Here is a 17913-nt window from a genome sequence, read left to right as displayed (position 1 = left end):
ATGCGCGGTAATCCAGTTGTCCACACGTTGCACATTGCAGGAGACACTCATGGAACGACCCTCAAGACCGACCCTCCAGTTCCTCGGCGCCACCGGCACTGTCACGGGCTCTCGTTACTTGCTCGAATCCGCCGGACAACGTGTGCTTGTGGACTGCGGTCTCTTTCAAGGCTACAAACAGCTGCGCGAACGCAATCGGGCCGAGTTTCCGGTGCCGCCGGACACCATCGATACGGTGCTGCTGACGCACGCGCACCTGGACCATTCCGGCTACATTCCCGCGCTCGTGCGCAACGGATTTCGCGGCAAGGTGATTTGCACGCCGGCCACGCGCGACCTGTGCGCGTTGTTGCTGCCGGACAGCGGCCATCTGCAGGAAGAAGAAGTAAAACACGCCAGGAAGCACGGCTATTCCAAACACACCAATCCCACGCCGCTCTATACGCTCGCCGATGCCGAGGCGGCGCTCGATCGGTTCGTCGTCCAAGACTTCGATTCGGAACTTGAACTGGGTTCTGGAATTCGCGCCCGCTTCCACCACGCGGGTCACCTGCTAGGGGCAGCGCAGATCAGCCTCGACGTGGAGGGGACGATCGTTCACTTCAGCGGTGACCTGGGCCGCGCACAGGACCCGCTGTTGCGACCGCCGCAGCCCCTGCAACAAGCCGATGTGCTCATTTGTGAGTCGACGTACGGCAACCGCCAGCACACCCGCGTCGACGCGGAGGCCGAGCTCGCACCGATCATCCGCCGGGTTGCCGCCCGCGGTGGGGTGATCGTGATCCCCGCATTCGCCGTCGGCCGTGCCCAGGGACTCATGTTGCACATTTCCCGTTTGCGCCAACGCGGCGAGATTCCGGCCGTTCCGGTCTTTCTCAACAGTCCCATGGCAATTGACGCAACGGACATCTACCACCGCTATCACAACGAACACCACGTGACCGATGCCGAGTGCCTGGCGATGTACGAATTGGCGACCATGGTCCGGACCGTGGAGGAGTCGAAGGCATTGAACCTGCGCAGAGGCCCGATGATCATCATCTCCGCGAGCGGCATGCTTACCGGCGGACGCGTCCTGCACCATCTGGTGGCTTTCGGATCCGATTCGCGCAATGCGATTCTGCTCTCGGGTTACCAAGCGGGCGGCACGCGTGGCGCGACGCTGGTCGGTGGCGCCGATCGACTGCGAATCTTCGGGCAGGATGTTCCAATTCGCGCCGAAGTGGTCGCGATGCAAAGTTTTTCCGGGCATGCCGATGGCGACGAAGTCCTCGCCTGGATGCAGGGGGCAACGCGGAAGCCGAGTATCGTATACGTCACTCACGGCGAACCCGATGCCGCCGACGCGATGCGTGCACGCATCGCGCGCGAGCTGGGTTGGCGGGCGCGCGTGCCAGAGCAGTTGGAACGCGTCGCACTGGATGCGCGCCAATGAGCGGCACCCCTAACCGGCTGCGCTTGGTGCGCGCAGGCATCGACACGTACCAGCAACCGGTGGTGTACATGCACCGCAATTGCAGTGTCTGCCGTTCCGAAGGATTCAACGTTCTGGCGCGCGTGCACATTCAGTGTGGTGGCCGCGAAGTGGTCGCGACGCTCAATGTGATCACCGATGATCGCTTGGGGGCGGATGTGGCGGGCTTGTCGGAGGCTGCCTGGAATGCGCTGCAGCCCGAGGCCGATGCGTGGGCTGTCTTTAGCCATCCAGAGCCGCCCCAATCGGCGCCTGCGCTGCGAGCCAAGGTGTTCGGACGTCGTCTCAACGAACAGAACTTCCTCGACTTGATGCGTGACACGGCCGACAACCGACTTTCCGACATCGAGCTGGCCGCGTTCGTGACCGCGTGCGCCGGGGAACGGCTCGATCTCCAAGAAACCATTGGCCTCACTCGAGCGATGTTGGCCATCGGCCAACGCATCAACTGGGGCGGAGGACCGGTGCTCGACAAGCACTGCGTCGGTGGACTGCCAGGCAACCGCACGACCCCCATCGTCGTCGCGATCGTTGCCGCCGCCGGACATCGGATTCCCAAGACATCGTCGCGAGCGATCACTTCACCGGCTGGCACGGCGGACACCATGGAAGTCATGGCACCCGTGGGGCTGGATCTGGCCTCGATGCGGCGCGTCGTCGAGCAGGAAGGGGGTTGTATCGTGTGGGGCGGCAACGTGAGATTGAGCCCGGCCGACGACGTGCTGATCCGGATCGAGCGCCCCCTCGATTTCGACAGCGACGGGCAACTGGTCGCCAGCGTGCTGTCCAAGAAGGCCGCAGCCGGCTCCTCGCATGTGCTCATCGATATCCCGGTGGGTCCCACTGCGAAGGTGCGTTCGGCGAAATCCGCCGACTCGCTGGAGGCGCGATTGCTGGCGACCGCGCGCGACCTGGGACTAACCTTGTCGGTGCTGCGAACCGACGGTCGCCAACCCGTCGGCTATGGCATCGGTCCGGCGCTGGAGGCGCGAGATGTTCTCAGCGTCCTGCGAGTGAATCCGGATGCGCCACGCGATCTTCGCGAACGCGCACTCGATCTGGCCGCAGCCCTGCTCGACATCGCACCGGACGCAGAACCGGGGAGTGGTCGAAACCTCGCACGGACCCTGCTCGACAGCGGCGCGGCCCTGAAAAAATTCCTTGCGATCTGTGAGGCACAAGGCGGGTTTACCGAACCCACCGTGGCGCCTCATCGGGCTCCGGTCCTCGCGATCCATGGTGGCCACGTTCGAGACGTCGACAATCGTCGGCTGGCAAAGGTCGCAAAGCTGGCTGGTGCTCCGATCAGCGCCACTGCGGGCGTCGACTGTCGATTGCGCATCGGTCACACCATCCGCGCTGGCGAGCCGCTGTTCCAAGTCTGTGCGCAGACACCCGGAGAACTGGAATACGCATTGGACTACGCGGCCAAGAATGCAGACATCTTCGGCATCGCGGAGGACGCTCCATGAATCGTGTGTTGCTTGCGTTTCCGACTCAGCAAGCGCAGGCCAAAATCTTGGCGCCGTCGCTAGGTGCGCGCATCGGCCGGTTGGATTGGCGCCGCTTTCCCGACGGTGAATCACTGGTCGCCATCGACGAAGACCTGGGCGACGCGAACGTGGCGATACTCGCCAGTTTGCACCACCCCGATGAAATGGCGCTGGCGCTTCGATTCACGGCAGCCACCGCCCGGGAGTTCGGCGCGCGTTCCGTGGGGCTGATCGCCCCGTACCTGGCCTATATGCGACAGGACCGGCGATTTCAGCCGGGCGAATCGGTCAGCGCTCCACTTTTTGCCAAATTTGTCGAAGAGACCTTCGACTGGCTGGTGACCGCGGATCCGCACTTGCACCGCATTCCGGAGCTCGCCAGTCTCTATCGGATTCCGACTCGACGCGTTGCGACGGCTCCGCTGTTGGCAGACTGGATTCGCGTCCATGTTCCTGACGCTGTTGTGATCGGCCCGGACAGCGAAAGCGGCCAATGGGTATCCGATATCGCCCAGCGTGCCGGTGTTCCGTACCAAGTACTGAACAAGATCCGCCGGGGTGATCGCGATGTTGAGGTGAGCCTGCCCGCGTTTGAGATCGCTCGGGGACGGACGCCGGTCATTGTTGACGACATCGTTTCGTCGGGGCGAACCGTCATCGAAACCCTGGGGCACCTGGAGCGACTCGGGCTTCCAGCGGCGATTTGCGTCGTGATTCACGCCGTGTTCGCCGACGCCGCTTACGAGCGAATCCTTGCGGCCGGTGCTGCACGAATTGTGAGCACCGACTCGATCACTCATTCCTCCAACGGCATTTCCATCGCCGATCTGCTTGCACAGGCTAGCGGCGAACTGTTCGGTGGCCTTCGTGCGACGAACATAGACGACGCCCCAGCAACGATCCACTACGGCAGCGGCGCTGTCGAGAATGCATCTCCTAACCTTACTGTCGCTGCTGCTGCGGCCGTGATCGCAACCGGGGAAAACACATGAAACTTGGCATGATTGGCCTGGGTCGCATGGGCGCCAACATGGCGCAGCGACTGGTGAGCGGCGGACATGAAGTGGTGGGTTTCGATCCGAGGCCGGAAGCGCGCAAAGACCTGGAGGGACGAGGCGCAGAATCCGCAGATTCGCTGGCCAGGCTCGTCGCGAAACTACCGGCGCCGCGCACGCTGTGGCTGATGGTGCCCTCGGGAGAAATCACCGATGCCACCCTCGCAAGTCTGCGGCCGCTGCTGGCTCCCGGGGACACCGTCATCGACGGCGGCAATTCCAATTACAGGGACACGCAGCGTCGAGCCCAAACGTTTGACGCCGAAAAAATCCACTATATCGATTGTGGTACCAGCGGCGGGGTGTGGGGGCTGACCGGAGGCTACAGCCTGATGATTGGCGGCGGCGAAGCGCCGGTCGAGCGGTTGCGGTCGATCTTCGAAACGTTGGCTCCCGCCAAGGATCAGGGCTGGGGCCGCGTCGGTCCCGTCGGCTCCGGCCACTTCACCAAGATGATCCACAATGGCATCGAATACGGATTGATGCAGGCCTACGCGGAAGGCTTCTCGATCCTGCAGCACAAGAGTGAATTTGGTCTAGACCTTCACCAGGTTGCGGAGATCTGGCGCTACGGCAGCGTGGTTCGTTCATGGCTGCTGGACCTAACTGCTGCCGCGCTCGAAAAGAACCCCGCGATGACGGGGATTGCTCCGTTCGTTTCGGATTCCGGCGAAGGCCGTTGGACCGTGGCTGAGGCCATCGAACTCAATGTGTCAGCCCCGGTCATCACACTATCGCTATTGGAGCGCCTGCGTTCACGGGATGCAGACTCCTTTGCCGACAAGCTGCTGGCGGCCATGCGCAACCAGTTCGGCGGGCACGCCATCAAGTCAACGTAAGCGCTCAATGTTTCATTGTGCACCTGGCGACAATGGCTCAAACATTGGCCAGATTCGGCGTCGTTCACAACGCTGCCCCCGGTTGCATCAGAGTTCGCTGGTCAGCCTTGCATGCAGTTCGGCACTGCGCTGCAGTGGTTACCAGGATCTGGCAACAAAACTGCGCACTCGCGTGGCAGACGTGCGTCGCCAGCGCGTGGAAGTGGGTACCGGCCCGAATAAAGCGCGTCAGGGATACGCCAGGTGTTCCGGCTACGGCGGCATGAGGGCCACGAAGTCATCGGTCTTGGCCGCAGTAGGCTGCCTCGCATCCGACATCGCGCGCCCTTCGCAACTGTCGGCACTGGGTCGCGTATATTCGCCCGCAAGCGGTGACTGGAAGGAATCATGCGCTGCAAGCCATTGACCCGGGATGCCCTGATGGAGCAACTGCAGCGCGAGACGTTCGGTTATTTCTTGCACGAGACAAATCCTGTCAATGGCCTGGTGATCGACAAAACCGCCGAGAATTGGCCTGCGAGCATTGCCGCCACGGGCCTTGCATCGGAACGCGTCAATAGCTTTGAGACAGTTGGTTCAAGAGTTCAATGTAGTTTTGCCACCTCGTTGGGCGCGTGACTCCAACGCGTTTGAGGTGCGATGCGAACAAGCGTCTGCGAGCGATTCGGCGGCTCGGCGTCGCTCTGAATTTCTGCGTTTCGCATCGGCGTAGGCAAGCTGATGATCGATGCGGGGAGCGGGTTGATCGACACGACTTCGGGTGGTGCTTTGGCTTTGGGCGCACCGTTGACGAAGCGTTCGGGATGACGGCAATAGGCGTCATCAAGCGCCGTCTGTTTGATGGCTGTGATCGCTTGAGCACGACCGTAGAAGACATCAGCCGGGATATGCCCGTTCAATCCGCTGTGCTGATGCTCGTCGTTGTGCCAGTCAAAGAAGTCGCCGCACCAGCTGCGTGCGTGAGTGCTGTCGTTGAATCGCGCCGGGTAGTCAGGCTGGGTCTTGAGCGTCTTGAAGTGCGCTTCGGAGAACGCGTTGTCGTTGCTCACGCGCGGCCTTGAGTGACTGCAGTCAATCTTCAGCTCAGCGAGCAGATTGATGAAATTGTTGGCGGTCATCGGCGCGCCGCGGTCCTGGTGCACGGTGAGCGTGTTGGGTGGAATCTGATGATTGGCGGCGCAGGTGCCGACAAATCGGCAGGCGAGCGCGCTGTTCTCGGTGCCGGCAATCATCCAGCCGATGACGTAGCGGCTGTAGAGGTCGATGAGCACGTACAGATAGAGCCAAGCACCGCGTTCTCGCAGGGCCAGCTTGGTGATGTCCCAGGTCCACACCTGATTGGCTGCGGTGGCCTGCAGGCGCGGCACGGCGTGCGTCTGCGCGGGACGGATAGGGCGTCGTTCGCGCGCCTCGCCAGCACCCTTGAGCAGCCGATGCATGGTGCGGACCGACGCCAGGAAGATCCCTTCGCCAAGCAGCGTGTGATACGTGTGTGCGGGTGTCTGATCGCGGAAGCGTGGACTGTGCAGCGCGCTCAGAATCGCGGCCCGCTGCGCTTCGCTCAGGCGTCGATGTGACGCGTTGCGCACGCCATGGCGCGCCGGCTTGGGCCGCTGTTGTCGATACGCGGTTGCCGGTGCCAGACCCAACGCCAAATAGGCCCGAGTGCGCGGCACGCTGCCGTCACGAATCAGCGCGTGCATGAGGCATCTTCCTCGCGCATCGCGGCGATCAAGGCCTGTGCTTTTTTTTGGAGCTCGACCAGGCCATTGACGATGCCAAGCTCTTTCTCCAATTTCCTGACCTTGCTGTTCAACGCCAGAATCTCCCGATCCTTCGCATCGTACTTCGGCACCGGGCCTGTCTTCTTGGGGCCAAGGCCAGCACTGCCCGACGTGGCCAGCTGCCTGCGCCAATCCGCCAACTGCGAATGGTAGATGCCTTCCTTGCGCAACAACGCGCCAAGCGCGCCATGCGCACAAGCATCCGCGGCACGCAGCAGACGTTGCTTCTCGGCAGCACTAAACTTCCGCCTGCTCTTGGTCCGTGGTGCTTGCACTTCAAGCGATGACGCTGAATCAGGCGGACTAACCCGCAACGGCTTTGGCATGTCGATCTCCAATCAAAGCCGCCCTAGAATGAGGGATAACTTACGGCGTCACTGTCGCAGAGATCATAGGCGCGTAGGGCATTGGCTTGTTACCCGGTTGCTGTCGAACGCGCGCTTATGACGCGCACGGCGGCAGTCGAGAGGACGCTGGCGACGTTGCGGTTTTTCTGGAACAGCCCGCAAGGACCCGAGCCCGATGCCACGGGATACCGAGGGGTTTACTATCATTTTCTCGACATACAGACGGGCCGCCGCGTCTGGCAATGTGAACTGTCTACCGTCGACAGGGCGTTCCTTCTCGCCGGCGCGTTGACGGCGGGAATTTACTTTGACGCAAGCTCCGGCGACGAGACCGAAATCCGCACCTTGGCCGACGCGCTCTATCGTCGCGCGGATTGGCAATGGGCGCAAAACGGCGGAGCAACCCTCACGCATGGTTGGAAACCGGAAAGCGGTTTTCTTCCTTACCGATGGGAAGGCTACGACGAGGCTTTGCTGCTGTATGTCCTGGGGTTGGGCTCTCCGACATATCCGCTGCCCGAGTACAGCTACGCCGCGTGGACGTCTACCTACCGATGGGAGCATGTTTGCGGACAGGAATACTTGCACGCGGGCCCTCTTTTCATCCATCAGCTCTCGCACATCTGGATCGACTTCCGCGGAATCCAGGACGCCTTCATGCGCGACAAGGGCATCGACTACTTCGAGAACAGCCGCCGCGCAACCTATGCGCAACAACAGTACGCAATCGACAATCCACTCGGTTTCAAGGGTTACGCGAAGAATTGTTGGGGCATCACCGCCAGCGAAGGGCCGGGTCCTGAGAACCTCAATGTTGACGGCATCGATCGCGAATTCTTCGACTACGTGGGACGCGGTGTCCCCTTCGGGCCAGATGATGGGACTTTGGCGCCATGGGGCGTCGTCGCATCGCTGCCATTCGCCCCGGAAATCGTGTTCGCTACGCTGCACTATTGCGTGCATGAAGCCAAGTTGACCGTAACCGTCCGCCCAGCCCACCTTCCAGCGCGAACAGATCGAAGCGATCCTTACCCCGCCAGCTGCCAGCGGTGTGGCAGCAACTCGGCGATGCGGCGGTAGGGATGTGTCGGCAGTCGGGTCAGCACATCTTTGAGATAGGCATACGGTTCGTGCCCATTTTGCTTGGCGGTGGCGATCAGGCTCATGATCGCGGCGGCGCGCTCGCCGGCGGCTTTGGATCCGGCGAAGAGCCAGTTCTTGCGGCCCACGGCGACAGGGCGGATGGCGCGCTCGACCGGGTTGTTGTCGATCGGCAGCAAGCCGTCGTCGATGTAGCGAACGAGCGCCGGCCAGCGCTTGCGCGTATGCGCAAGGGCTTTGGCCAGGCCGCTGTTGGGCAGTACGCGTGAGGAGACGTCGACGATCCAGCGCTGGAACTCGTCGAGGACGGGGCGTGCCTTGTGGTGTCGCAGCGCCTGGCGTGCGGGCGGGTCCAGGCCTTTGGCTTCGGTCTCGATGCGATACAGCTCAGCAATGAAGCGCAGCGCGTGTTCGGCTTGCGTACTGGCTTGGGCAGCGTGGAGTTCGAAGTACAGCCGTCGGACGTGTGCCCAGCAGCCGACCTCGGTGATGCCGCCGGCGAACAGCGCCTTGTAGCCACTGTAATCGTCGACCACGAGACTGCCGCGGAACGCGGCCGCGCCGGCACCAGTGGCATCGGCGTGCGCGGCAACGCCGAGGAAGCGCTGCGCGTGTTCGCCGCTGCGGCTCGTGCAGAAGTCAAAGATCGTGATGGGCGGTCCGTTAGCCGCGGTATACGCAAACAGATACGCGCGCGCCGTCTTACCGGCGCCCGGATCGAGCAGCGCGACCGGCGTTTCATCCGCGTGAATCACGGGCTGCTGCAGCAGGGCGGCCTTCATCGCGGCCACCAGCGGCATCAGCGCCACGCCGGCGGCACCGGTCCAGTCGGCCAGCGTCGAGCGAGCCAGATCGATGCCGCTGCGCTGATAGATCTGCTGCTGGCGATACAGCGGCAGATGATCGGCGTATTTGCTGATCAGCACGTGTGCCAGCAAACCCGGCGCCGCACGTCCGCGCTCGATGACACTCGGCACGCTGGGTTCTACGGTGATCGTCTCGCACGCACGACACGCGTACTTCGGATAGATGTGTCGTTCCACCCAGAACTCGGCGGGTTTGCAGTCCAGCCGTTCCGTCACGTCTTCGCCCATCGCCACGAGCGCGCCGCCGCAGCTCTCACACGTGCACGCTTCCGGCTCGTGACGTACCTCCACGCGCGGCAGGTGCTCCGGCAGCGGCAGCCGCTTGGGCGGACGACGCGGCGAGGGTGTTGAACGCAGCGAGGCCAGTTCGTTCTCGATCGCGGCAATGTCTTCGTCGAGTGTCTCCTCGAACAACAGCCGCTGCGCCGGATCCATCTGCTCGGAACGACGACCGAAGCGCTGGCGGTTCATGGCCGCCAGCTGCGACTCCAGCGCCTTGATCCGTGCTTCGCGATACGCCCCGATCGTGGTCATCTCGGCGATCTGTGCATCACGCAGCGCCAGCAGCGCATCACGCCGAGCAATCACCGCATCGCGTTCAGCAACTGCCGCCAATGCTGCGCGCAATTGCGCAGGCAGATCGTCGGTGGCAGGGGCATCGATGCTCATGTGTCGATAGTAAAGTCACACCAGTTCGCCGGCCAGAGGCTTCGCGCACAAGCGATGCCAATCGACACCGGTGCATAGCCAGGCAAACGCCTGCGCGTCAATCTCACACACCTGATCGCTGCGACGCGGCCACACGAATCGACCTTCGCGCAAGCGTCGAACGCACATCCACACGCCGTGCGCATCCGCGCAGATCACCTTGATGCGCGTACCACTGCGATTGCGGAATACGTACGCGCCACCGGCCAACCCATCGTGTCCAAACTGCGCCGCGATCGTCGTCAGCAATCCATCCATGCCGCGACGCAGGTCGATCGGTTCGACCGCAATCCACCATGACGTCGGACTCAACATGCGGGCATTTCGCGCAGCAGCGCAGCCACCCAGTGCGGGTCCGTTCCCACCGGCACCAAAAGACGCAGCGCGCCCCGCCGCACTTCGATCGCCGACGCTGGGACCTGTTCGCCCACGACACGAACAGGCACCAGCGCCTGACCCGGCGTCGCGCGCAAGCGACGCTGCAGCACGCTGCTCCACTTCGCCAGTGTCATCGCATTGAGCCCGTGCCGCTTGATGTACTGCTTCTGCGTCAGGCCACTCTCACGCCACGTATCAACGTGCTGTTGCCAGAATCGCTCTGGCTTCGGAATTGCCATGCTCGGCGCCTCTGCGGATGGAGAGGCGAGCATTGGCGCTTTGCTGTAGTTGGGAAAGGTGGCGAGGGCGTACGCTTACAGTTGACCGAGTTCACCGACTACGGCTTCAAAGCGTCCTTCAATCCATCGCATCCGGGGAAGCCCGGCAATCCGCATGGCTGGTGGGTCTCGCCGTGGCATTTCGGGATTAACGAAGGCCCTGTTGTGCTGATGATCGAGAACTATCGCAGCGGCTTGGCGTGGCAATGGATGCGCAGCTGCCCGTACATCGTCACTGGCTTGCGGAAAGCCGGTTTCACGGGCGGCTGGCTGTGATGGCTTGAGAGTGGACCGCGGCGGCAAGCAGTTTCAGCACATCAATCAAAAGCGACTGCCGTGGCGGTTTCTCCGCACTCGGGCTAACCATTGCGACCAGGCCTCCGGCTTCTTTGCCGGCGCTGAATTTCGCCAGCGGTCTTCTCGCCAGCGCTGCCCAGCGCGGCACCCTTGTCGGCAATGCGCTGAAGCAGATGCTGCCAGGATTTGACGAACGATTGCGCACCCTCGTGCTGCAATTGGATCGCCAACGCATCGATGTCGACGTTGGCCTGTGCGAAGCGCGCCAGTATGGCCTCGGCGTCGCCACCGTCCGCTGCCATTGCGCCCCTGAGCACCCCACGTTGCGCAAAAGCATGCAAGGTTTTCTCGGGCATGGTGTTGATCGTGTCTGGCGCGGCGAGCGCTTCGATATAGAGGGTGTCAGAAGCCGCGGGGTCTTTAGTTCTTGTACTCGCCCAGAGCAGGCGCTGAGGAAGTGCCCCCACCTCGGCGAGCTTTCGCCACCGCGCCGAAGCCAGCAGCTCGCGATAGGTTCGATAGGTGCGCTGGCCGATCGAAATTCCGAGTTTGTTGCGCAGTTCCGCAGGCACCTTGTTCTGGACTGCTGCGTCCCAGCGACTGATGAACAGCGACGCGACCGAGCCCACGCGCGGGTCAAGCCCCGCATCGACTCGCCGCTCGATGCCGCGCAGATAGGCCTCGGCGGCGGCGAGATACTGCTCGCGGGAGAAGAGCAGAGTGATATTGATGGGCACGCCCGCAAAAATCGAGGCCTCAATCGCTGGAATTCCTTCCGGCGTGCCAGGAATTTTCACCAGCAAGTTCGGGCGATCGGCCTGCTGGTGGATCAGCCGCGCGGCGTCGATGCTGCCATCGGTGTCGTGGGCAAGCAGCGGCGAGACTTCCATGGAGACCCATCCATCGACATGGCGGCTCGCCTCGAACACGGGGCGGAACAAATCCGCCGCACGGCGCAGATCCTCCAGCGCCAACTCCGTGAAAACAGCTTCCCGAGATTTTTCATTGTGAACTTTGGCGCGAATGCCGTCGTCATAGGCGCTACCGCCGCCGATCGCGCCGTCGAAGATGGTGGGGTTCGACGTCAGGCCCGTGATCGAGAAATCGTCGATATAACGGCGCAAACTGCCGTCATCCAGCATCTCGCGGGTAATGTTGTCCAGCCACAGTCTCTGACCGAGATTGTGTAATTGTAGAGTCGGTTTCATGCCTGCTCCGCCGATGTCGAACCGGGAAATTGCTGGGTACGTGCACCTACAATGGACGCCTCTGTGGCATGAAAATCGGACATCGCAAAGCGGCGCAGATCGGCGATGTGTTCGATGGTCACGTCGGGGGTGGGGTCGATGGCGACGCTCTTTGCTTCGGCGGCGTAATGACCTTGCTGGACAAACACGGTCGTTAGCCGGTCGCCCATTATCGGCTTCATGGCAGCGAGCAATCGGGGCTTATCGTCGATCATGACGAAATGCCGAGCAGGAAAGAGCCGTTGAACGACGTCGAGCATTTGCTCCTTGTGTCGGTAGACCAAGACCCGACCACCCGTGGCATCCCACAGACCGGATCGCATGATTTTTCGAGGCTGGAACACGATGTCGCCATCTGAAAGGATTACGGTCGTCCCCCATCGACTCAGCTGTTCGACAGCGGCAAGAGCGCCGGAATACAGTCGCTCGCTGAAGCAATAGTCGAGCAGGAACTTCGACATTTGCAGCAGTGCTGGGTCCGTTTCTATGCCGATGCGGAACGTCTGCAGTGCGCCCAAATAGTCGGCGTAGCCCAGTTTGCCGCGCAGATCAGCATAGATCGCCCAATATCGCTCACGCTCCTGCATTCCGAAGGCACGATCCAGCTGTGACGTAAGGTCGGCGACAAAACGATCCTTATCGAGCAGCGTGTTGTCGACATCGAGCAGAAACACAACTTCGGCTGGAATGAGCAATGCGCTCTCCTCGAGCTTCGGATCAGCCCCTAGCCACAGACCGAATGGTCAAGGCAAGGCAAGATCTCGTTGATCATTGACGAGTCGGCGCACCATTGCCGTCGCGACTCGTTTCACAGGCCCAATCCGCCAAGTCCACAGCGGGCATGGCGTCGAATTTTCTCGGTTTCACTGGAAGGCCAATGCGCTTTTCAGAACCACATGCGGAGCCCGGCAACGATGCGGGTTTCGTCAATGCGTTCGCCATCGGCGCGCCGGAAATCGGCGGTTCGACCGAAGGCGCGCCCGCGGACCACGCCGACATAGGGAGCGAACTTGCGAGTGAACTCGTAGCGCAAACGCAGTCCGGCCTCGACGGTACTAAGGCCCGAGCCGATGCTGCGGCGCGCATCATCCTGGCCGTACGCGTTGACCTCGATCAGCGGCTGCAGGATCAAACGGTTGGTCAGCAGGGTTTCGTACGCGGCCTCGAAACGCACCGCCGTCTGGCCGGACTGGCCGACATAGGCCGTAGCCTCAACCTCGAATTTGTACGGCGCGAGCCCGACGATGCCAAAGGCCGCAAAGTCCTGAGAAGCGCCTGGCTTGAAATCATGGCGGATACCGGCGACCACGTCCCACCAGCGGGCCACACTGCGACCGTACAGCACCTGCAGATCGGCACGCTCGATACGGCCGTCGATCCGTTCGCCTTCGCTGCGCAGCCACAAGCGATTGAGGTCGGTGCCAACCCACGCTTGACCTTCCCATTCGACGCCCGTACCGGGATCCGCGTCCCACGTGTCCAGACGGTCCAGCAACACGAAGTACTGGATCGTATTGTCGTGGAGCGTGTGTCCGTCGACTGGTGGAAATGCCGCCGTGCGATCGGCATCCGTCAACTCAGGGATCGGCGTGAGCGGCTCGGTCGGCATCGTCGCTGGGTCGTGCTCCATGGCCGCGTGATTCGTGATCAGAGTGTCCTGCGATTGCGGAGTTTCGGTGGACGTCGTGCCCGTTGCATGGCCCATCGCCGAATGATCGATCGCCTTGGCCTGCGGTACGGACGTCGGTTCAGCGCTCCTCGAACCGTGTTGCATCGCTGGAGCGATTGCCGACGCGGGAATGTTTGTCCCGCTCGAATTCGGTTCGGCGGGCGGGTCAGCGGACCTTCTGCGCTCGGGATCTTGTGCGGACGCTGGCTTTTCCGCGGGCATCTGCATTTGAGAGTGGTCTATCGTTTGCGAAGCGCCAACGCGTGGTTGCACGACCAGTGCGAAGATTACGCTCAGCAAGCCCACGCGAAGCGCGTTGGTCTTAGCGATCAGGGCGTTCATTCCTCGACCCTCACTTCCCGCATCATGCCTGCCTCCATGTGGTAAAGCAGATGGCAGTGGTAGGCCCAGCGTCCCAATGCGTCGGCTCGAACACGATAGGTGCGCTTGCTGCCCGGCGGCATGTCGATGGTGTGCTTGCGCAAATGGAAATTGCCTTGTTCGTCCTCCAAGTCGCTCCACATGCCGTGCAAATGGATCGGGTGGGCCATCATCGTGTCGTTGACCAGCACGATGCGCATGCGCTCGCCGTAAGTCAGTCGCAGCGGTTCGACACTGGAGAACTTGAGGCCATCGAACGACCAGGCGAACCTCTCCATGTGTCCCGTCAGATGCAGTTCGACGTCGCGGCCGGGGTCGCGGCCATCGGGATCGTCGAATGCGCTTTTGAGCGCCGCGTAGGTCAACACCTGACGTCCATTGTTCATCAGACCCATGCCCGGATCGTCCAGCTTCGGGCGCGGAGACATCGTCTGCATGTCGACCAGAGGATTGCCGTTCTCACTAGCCGGGTGGCCCTGCATGATGCTGGCGCTGCCGCCCATGCCGGACGTCGATCCTGCGCTCATCGATGCCATGTCATGACCAGCTGGCATTCCGGACATCGTGGTAGCGGCTGGTTGCCTGGCCGTGGCCGGCACATCCTGAGTCATCGTGGCGCTATCGCCAGGATTCATGCGGCTCATGTCGTGGCCGCCACCCATCCCGCCGTGTCCCATGTCAGCCATGGTCATGATCGGGCGGGGATCAACGGCAGGCACGGGCGCGCGCAAGCCTTCGCGTACGGCCAGCGTGCCGCTGACATGACCGGTGCGGCCCATGTCTTGCGCAAAGATGGTAAAAGCGTCTTGCCCGGACGGTTCCACAATGACATCGAACGTCTCGGCCACGGCTATTCGGAACTCGTCGATGGTGACCGGGTGCACGTATTGCCCGTCAGCGGCGACCACGGTCATTTTCAGACCGGGAATTCGCACATCGAAATAGGTCATCGCAGACCCATTGATAAAACGCAGCCGCACTTTCTCGCCGGAGCGGAACAGGCCGGTCCAGTTGCCGAGCGCGGTCGTTCCGTTCATCAAATAGGTGTAGGTGTTGGCGTTGACGTCTGACATATCGGTCGGCGTCATCCGCATTTTTCCCCACGCCTTGCGGTCTTCGATCGTGGCACCCAGTCCCTTGGACTGCATGTCATGGAAAAAATCACTAACGGTGCGTTTGTAGTAATTGTCGTACCCGGGCATTTTCTTGAGGCGCGAGAACAATGCGGTGGGATCGAGGTCGGTCCAGTCGGACAACAGGACGACGTAGTCGCGATCGTAGGTGAACGGTTCGGCTTCGAGCGGGTCGATGATGATCGCGCCGTAGAGACCGCCCTGTTCCTGCGATGCCGAATGACTGTGATACCAGTACGTGCCGCCTTGGCGGACCTGGAACCGGTAGAGGTAAGCCTCACCAAGAGCAATTGCGTTAAAGCTCAGACCCGGCACGCCATCCATGTTCGCGGGCAACAAAATCCCGTGCCAGTGGATGGAGGTGTCTTGACCGTGGATCGAGCCCGGTGGCAATCGGTTGGAGACCCGCAGGGTCACGTTGTCGCCTTCGCGCCAGCGCAGAACCGGCGCTGGCAGCGAGCCGTTCACGGTGATTGCGGTGCGGGTCCGACCGGTGAAATTCATCGGCGTCTCGCCGATCGAGAGATCGAACTCGGTGCCAGAAAGCACATTCGGTTGGCCCGGCGATTTAAGCGCCCAGGCCTGCCTCGGCCAGAGCCCCAAGCTGGCAATGGCGCCGCCCGCGGCAAGTCCTTGTACGAAGTGTCGGCGGGACAGCTTAAACGGCCCGTCGGCTTCAATGCCGAAAATTTCGGGTGGCATGGAAATCTCCTTTCCAGGTGCCGGCGAAAAGGTCGCCGTGCCAATCGGAAATGGGTTCTCGGCCGGCGGGCACTGACCGCTCGGCCGGGGCCATCACCGTACTACTGATTCACATGTCGCCCATGCTGTCGGGCTTGGGCATGTTGTCATCTTGCATGGGCATCGAAGCTGGATCGGCCATCGAGGCGGCGGGCGCAAGGCCCGTGAGCTGTTTGCGCTGTTCGTCGGTGAGCACCTTTCCGGCATCACCCACCGCGCGAATGAAGGCGACGCGCTGATCGCCACGCAGACGCTCGATCTGGCGAGCTTTCTTCTCGATGTCCGCGATCTGCGGCTGATCCGCACCGGTGAGCTGCCACAATTCCTGCTCGGCGGCATCGATCTGCTTTTGCAATTCGCTTTGTTTGAGGAGCGACTGTTGTTTTTGCTGCGCGAGTGTCTGTTGTTGTTGCGTCGTCAAGGCGATGTGCTGGGGATGATCAAGAAAGAAGTCCGTGGCGCCGATGTGATACACGTGGGACTGCCCAGGAAATCCGGGTAGCGCTGACGGCGTCGCCATCGCGGCGGGGCTGTTCATGCCGCCCATCGCCCCCATTCCCATCATGCCGCCGTCGCCCATTTTTGGATGCATGCTCTCCATCATCTGCATCATGCCCATCCCTGTGCTGGCAGCGGGCTTGGGCATGCTGGATGCGGAATTCATGCCGGGTTTTGGCATGGCCATCTCGTTTTCCATTTTCGCCATGCCGCCCATCGCCGCCCCGGCCTTTGCGGGTGGCGCCATTGCGCCGCTCGCTGGCATTTTAGCCGGCGAAGACGCCTGCATCCGCTGATCGAGTTGCCGCATTTGATCACGAAGCTTCGCCAACTCTTGTTGCATCTGTGCCGTTTCCGTCGACGCGGCGGGTGAATTGCTCGCCGCATGCTGGGCGTGAGTTGATGCGGGGTCCGGCGTTTGCGCACCCGCTGATGCGATGACCAGGCACAGCATCGCGCCACTTGTCAGCGCCGCTATTCGATTGCTTGAATGGAGTTTCATGGGTAGTCCTCGTAAAAGAAGGGTGCTGCTAAAGTATCTCTAACTCAGCTTTGGGTACTTATCCACGCGTTTATCAGCGCGTTCATCAACTTGCGACACGATCGACGAAAACGCTCGAGCGACTCGCCAGATCGAGGTTGCCGGTCCGTTTCACGAGTGACTCCAAAGCACGTCAGCGGATGCGCGCAAAGAATGTGCAGGAACCTGTTTCCGATGTCCGTTTCTTAGCACACGGCGAATGAACACCAGCGCCCTGGACACAGACATTGCTCGAATAGTTGGTGCCGCGTTCTATATGTGGCGTTAGTGGTGCTTGTACCATCCCACCCCCTTGATGTCGTTCCAGGATGTCGTTTGATGGCAGCGATAACACTGGTTGACTTGGGCCGGCCCACAGCACTGGGAGACCTGCACATCCTCCTGACCCGCAATTTTCTTGGAGATCATCTGGAAGTGCATCATGTAATGGCTGGGCGGAGCTTGGTGACATTGCGCACAATCGAAGGATCCCGGTGACGGGTGTCTAAACTGTGCGAGCGTCCACTCGGTCGTGGCGTGGCAGCTTGCGCATTCTTGGCCAAATAGCCCGGAGTGAGGATCTTTCGTCGCATGACACGCCCGGCAATTCAAGGTCATCTCCAAGGGACTGACCTGCGGATGACTCGGCGTGTGTGATGTCGCTGAGGGGTGCTGTTGCAACCAGTGCCGCAGGTCGGCTCGACCTTGCACGTCGCCTTGCGTCCCCATCGCTTCAAGTCGCTGCAAGCCCACGCGCGCCAATGTCGTGTGGTCCATCTGCCTCAAGTTCGCGGACTTGCCCTGATGCTCAATGTGACAACGCGCGCAGTTGCCGATGCTCACGTGGAACGCCGTCGGTTGTCGCTGCAAGATACGCGTGTTGTTCGCGTGACAACCGATGCATTTGGTATCGTCGGGCCCTTCGACCGACGTGTGACAGGCCTCGCAATGGTTCTGCAAAGCGGCATGCGCCGATGACAGGTCGCCTGGGCTTGCCTGCCGCTGAAGGGCAGTTAGCCGATCGGGCGTCGCGACCGCTTGCCACAGCGCAAACGCCACGATCGCACTCGCCAGAAGAGCGACCAGCAGGCGCGCGCTTTTCAT

Annotated in this window: 18 protein-coding genes; 7 read left to right on the top strand and 11 right to left on the bottom strand. The window is 61.7% G+C overall.

The features are described 5' to 3' along the window. Positions 1 to 49 precede the first annotated feature (49 nt). The 5 genes from DFR29_RS25500 to DFR29_RS25480 all read left to right on the top strand — a co-directional run bounded on the left by DFR29_RS25500 (position 50) and on the right by DFR29_RS25480 (position 5479). Positions 50 to 1435 carry an MBL fold metallo-hydrolase RNA specificity domain-containing protein gene (locus DFR29_RS25500; protein WP_133821472.1) on the top strand — a complete coding sequence of 462 codons (1386 nt, stop codon included), beginning with the start codon at positions 50 to 52 and terminating at the stop codon, positions 1433 to 1435. Next, positions 1432 to 2946, top strand: a complete 1515-nt coding sequence (locus tag DFR29_RS25495; RefSeq protein WP_133821471.1) for a thymidine phosphorylase family protein — start codon at positions 1432 to 1434, stop codon at positions 2944 to 2946. Before DFR29_RS25500 ends, DFR29_RS25495 begins: the two co-directional genes overlap by 4 nt. Beyond that, a complete protein-coding gene (locus DFR29_RS25490; protein WP_133821470.1) occupies positions 2943 to 3959 on the top strand; it encodes a ribose-phosphate pyrophosphokinase in 1017 nt (338 codons plus the stop codon). The genes DFR29_RS25495 and DFR29_RS25490 overlap by 4 nt, the downstream gene beginning before the upstream one ends. After that, positions 3956 to 4861 carry a phosphogluconate dehydrogenase (NAD(+)-dependent, decarboxylating) gene (gnd, locus tag DFR29_RS25485; protein ID WP_133821469.1) on the top strand — a complete coding sequence of 302 codons (906 nt, stop codon included), beginning with the start codon at positions 3956 to 3958 and terminating at the stop codon, positions 4859 to 4861. Before DFR29_RS25490 ends, gnd begins: the two co-directional genes overlap by 4 nt. A 387-nt stretch (positions 4862 to 5248) precedes the next feature. Continuing rightward, positions 5249 to 5479: a hypothetical protein gene (locus DFR29_RS25480; RefSeq protein ID WP_133821468.1), complete on the top strand. Its 231-nt coding sequence runs from the start codon at positions 5249 to 5251 to the stop codon at positions 5477 to 5479. On the opposite strand, the gene DFR29_RS25475 is transcribed toward DFR29_RS25480, so the two are convergent. Together DFR29_RS25475 and DFR29_RS25470 are read right to left on the bottom strand one after the other, a co-directional pair. Further along, complete coding sequence (locus tag DFR29_RS25475; protein ID WP_133821467.1) at positions 5446 to 6564, bottom strand: IS3 family transposase; 1119 nt, start codon at positions 6562 to 6564, stop codon at positions 5446 to 5448. The genes DFR29_RS25480 and DFR29_RS25475 overlap by 34 nt on opposite strands. Continuing rightward, positions 6552 to 6971 carry a transposase gene (locus tag DFR29_RS25470; protein ID WP_133821466.1) on the bottom strand — a complete coding sequence of 140 codons (420 nt, stop codon included), beginning with the start codon at positions 6969 to 6971 and terminating at the stop codon, positions 6552 to 6554. Before DFR29_RS25470 ends, DFR29_RS25475 begins: the two co-directional genes overlap by 13 nt. Positions 6972 to 7088: 117 nt before the next feature. Between DFR29_RS25470 and DFR29_RS25465 the strand changes: the two genes are divergently transcribed. Continuing rightward, a complete protein-coding gene (locus DFR29_RS25465) occupies positions 7089 to 8072 on the top strand; it encodes a glucoamylase family protein (protein ID WP_208113726.1) in 984 nt (327 codons plus the stop codon). Here the strand turns inward: DFR29_RS25465 and tnpC are convergent. The 3 genes from tnpC to tnpA are packed head-to-tail and all read right to left on the bottom strand — an operon-like array spanning position 8021 to position 10284. Continuing rightward, complete coding sequence (tnpC, locus tag DFR29_RS25460) at positions 8021 to 9628, bottom strand: IS66 family transposase (RefSeq protein ID WP_133821464.1); 1608 nt, start codon at positions 9626 to 9628, stop codon at positions 8021 to 8023. The genes DFR29_RS25465 and tnpC overlap by 52 nt on opposite strands. A gap of 15 nt (positions 9629 to 9643) precedes the next feature. Beyond that, a complete protein-coding gene (gene tnpB / locus DFR29_RS25455; RefSeq protein ID WP_133821463.1) occupies positions 9644 to 9982 on the bottom strand; it encodes an IS66 family insertion sequence element accessory protein TnpB in 339 nt (112 codons plus the stop codon). Then, positions 9976 to 10284 (bottom strand): IS66 family insertion sequence element accessory protein TnpA, encoded by a 309-nt coding sequence (gene tnpA, locus DFR29_RS29795; RefSeq protein WP_208113725.1) that lies wholly within the window; start codon positions 10282 to 10284, stop codon positions 9976 to 9978. The genes tnpB and tnpA overlap by 7 nt, the downstream gene beginning before the upstream one ends. 81 nt (positions 10285 to 10365) lie before the next feature. Between tnpA and DFR29_RS29790 the strand changes: the two genes are divergently transcribed. After that, the gene (locus DFR29_RS29790; RefSeq protein ID WP_208113724.1) at positions 10366 to 10599 is read left to right on the top strand and encodes a glucoamylase family protein; all 234 of its coding nucleotides are present in this window, start codon (positions 10366 to 10368) and stop codon (positions 10597 to 10599) included. An 83-nt stretch (positions 10600 to 10682) separates the two neighbouring features. On the opposite strand, the gene tal is transcribed toward DFR29_RS29790, so the two are convergent. The 6 genes from tal to DFR29_RS25420 form a co-directional block, all read right to left on the bottom strand. Next, complete coding sequence (gene tal / locus DFR29_RS25445) at positions 10683 to 11828, bottom strand: transaldolase (RefSeq protein ID WP_133821461.1); 1146 nt, start codon at positions 11826 to 11828, stop codon at positions 10683 to 10685. Further along, positions 11825 to 12562 carry an HAD family hydrolase gene (locus tag DFR29_RS25440; protein ID WP_243746179.1) on the bottom strand — a complete coding sequence of 246 codons (738 nt, stop codon included), beginning with the start codon at positions 12560 to 12562 and terminating at the stop codon, positions 11825 to 11827. Before DFR29_RS25440 ends, tal begins: the two co-directional genes overlap by 4 nt. A gap of 191 nt (positions 12563 to 12753) precedes the next feature. Next, on the bottom strand, positions 12754 to 13878 hold the full coding sequence (locus tag DFR29_RS25435; RefSeq protein ID WP_133821460.1) for a copper resistance protein B: 1125 nt from the start codon (positions 13876 to 13878) through the stop codon (positions 12754 to 12756). After that, positions 13875 to 15752 (bottom strand): copper resistance system multicopper oxidase, encoded by a 1878-nt coding sequence (locus tag DFR29_RS25430; protein WP_133821459.1) that lies wholly within the window; start codon positions 15750 to 15752, stop codon positions 13875 to 13877. Before DFR29_RS25430 ends, DFR29_RS25435 begins: the two co-directional genes overlap by 4 nt. Before the next feature lie 109 nt (positions 15753 to 15861). Then, positions 15862 to 16791 (bottom strand): hypothetical protein, encoded by a 930-nt coding sequence (locus DFR29_RS29785; RefSeq protein WP_208113723.1) that lies wholly within the window; start codon positions 16789 to 16791, stop codon positions 15862 to 15864. A 303-nt stretch (positions 16792 to 17094) separates the two neighbouring features. Next, a complete protein-coding gene (locus DFR29_RS25420) occupies positions 17095 to 17913 on the bottom strand; it encodes a cytochrome c3 family protein (protein ID WP_133821458.1) in 819 nt (272 codons plus the stop codon).

Origin of the sequence: Tahibacter aquaticus (assembly GCF_004363655.1) — a bacterium.
Classification (GTDB): domain Bacteria; phylum Pseudomonadota; class Gammaproteobacteria; order Xanthomonadales; family Rhodanobacteraceae; genus Tahibacter; species Tahibacter aquaticus.
This window is presented reverse-complemented; position numbering and strand designations above follow the sequence as displayed.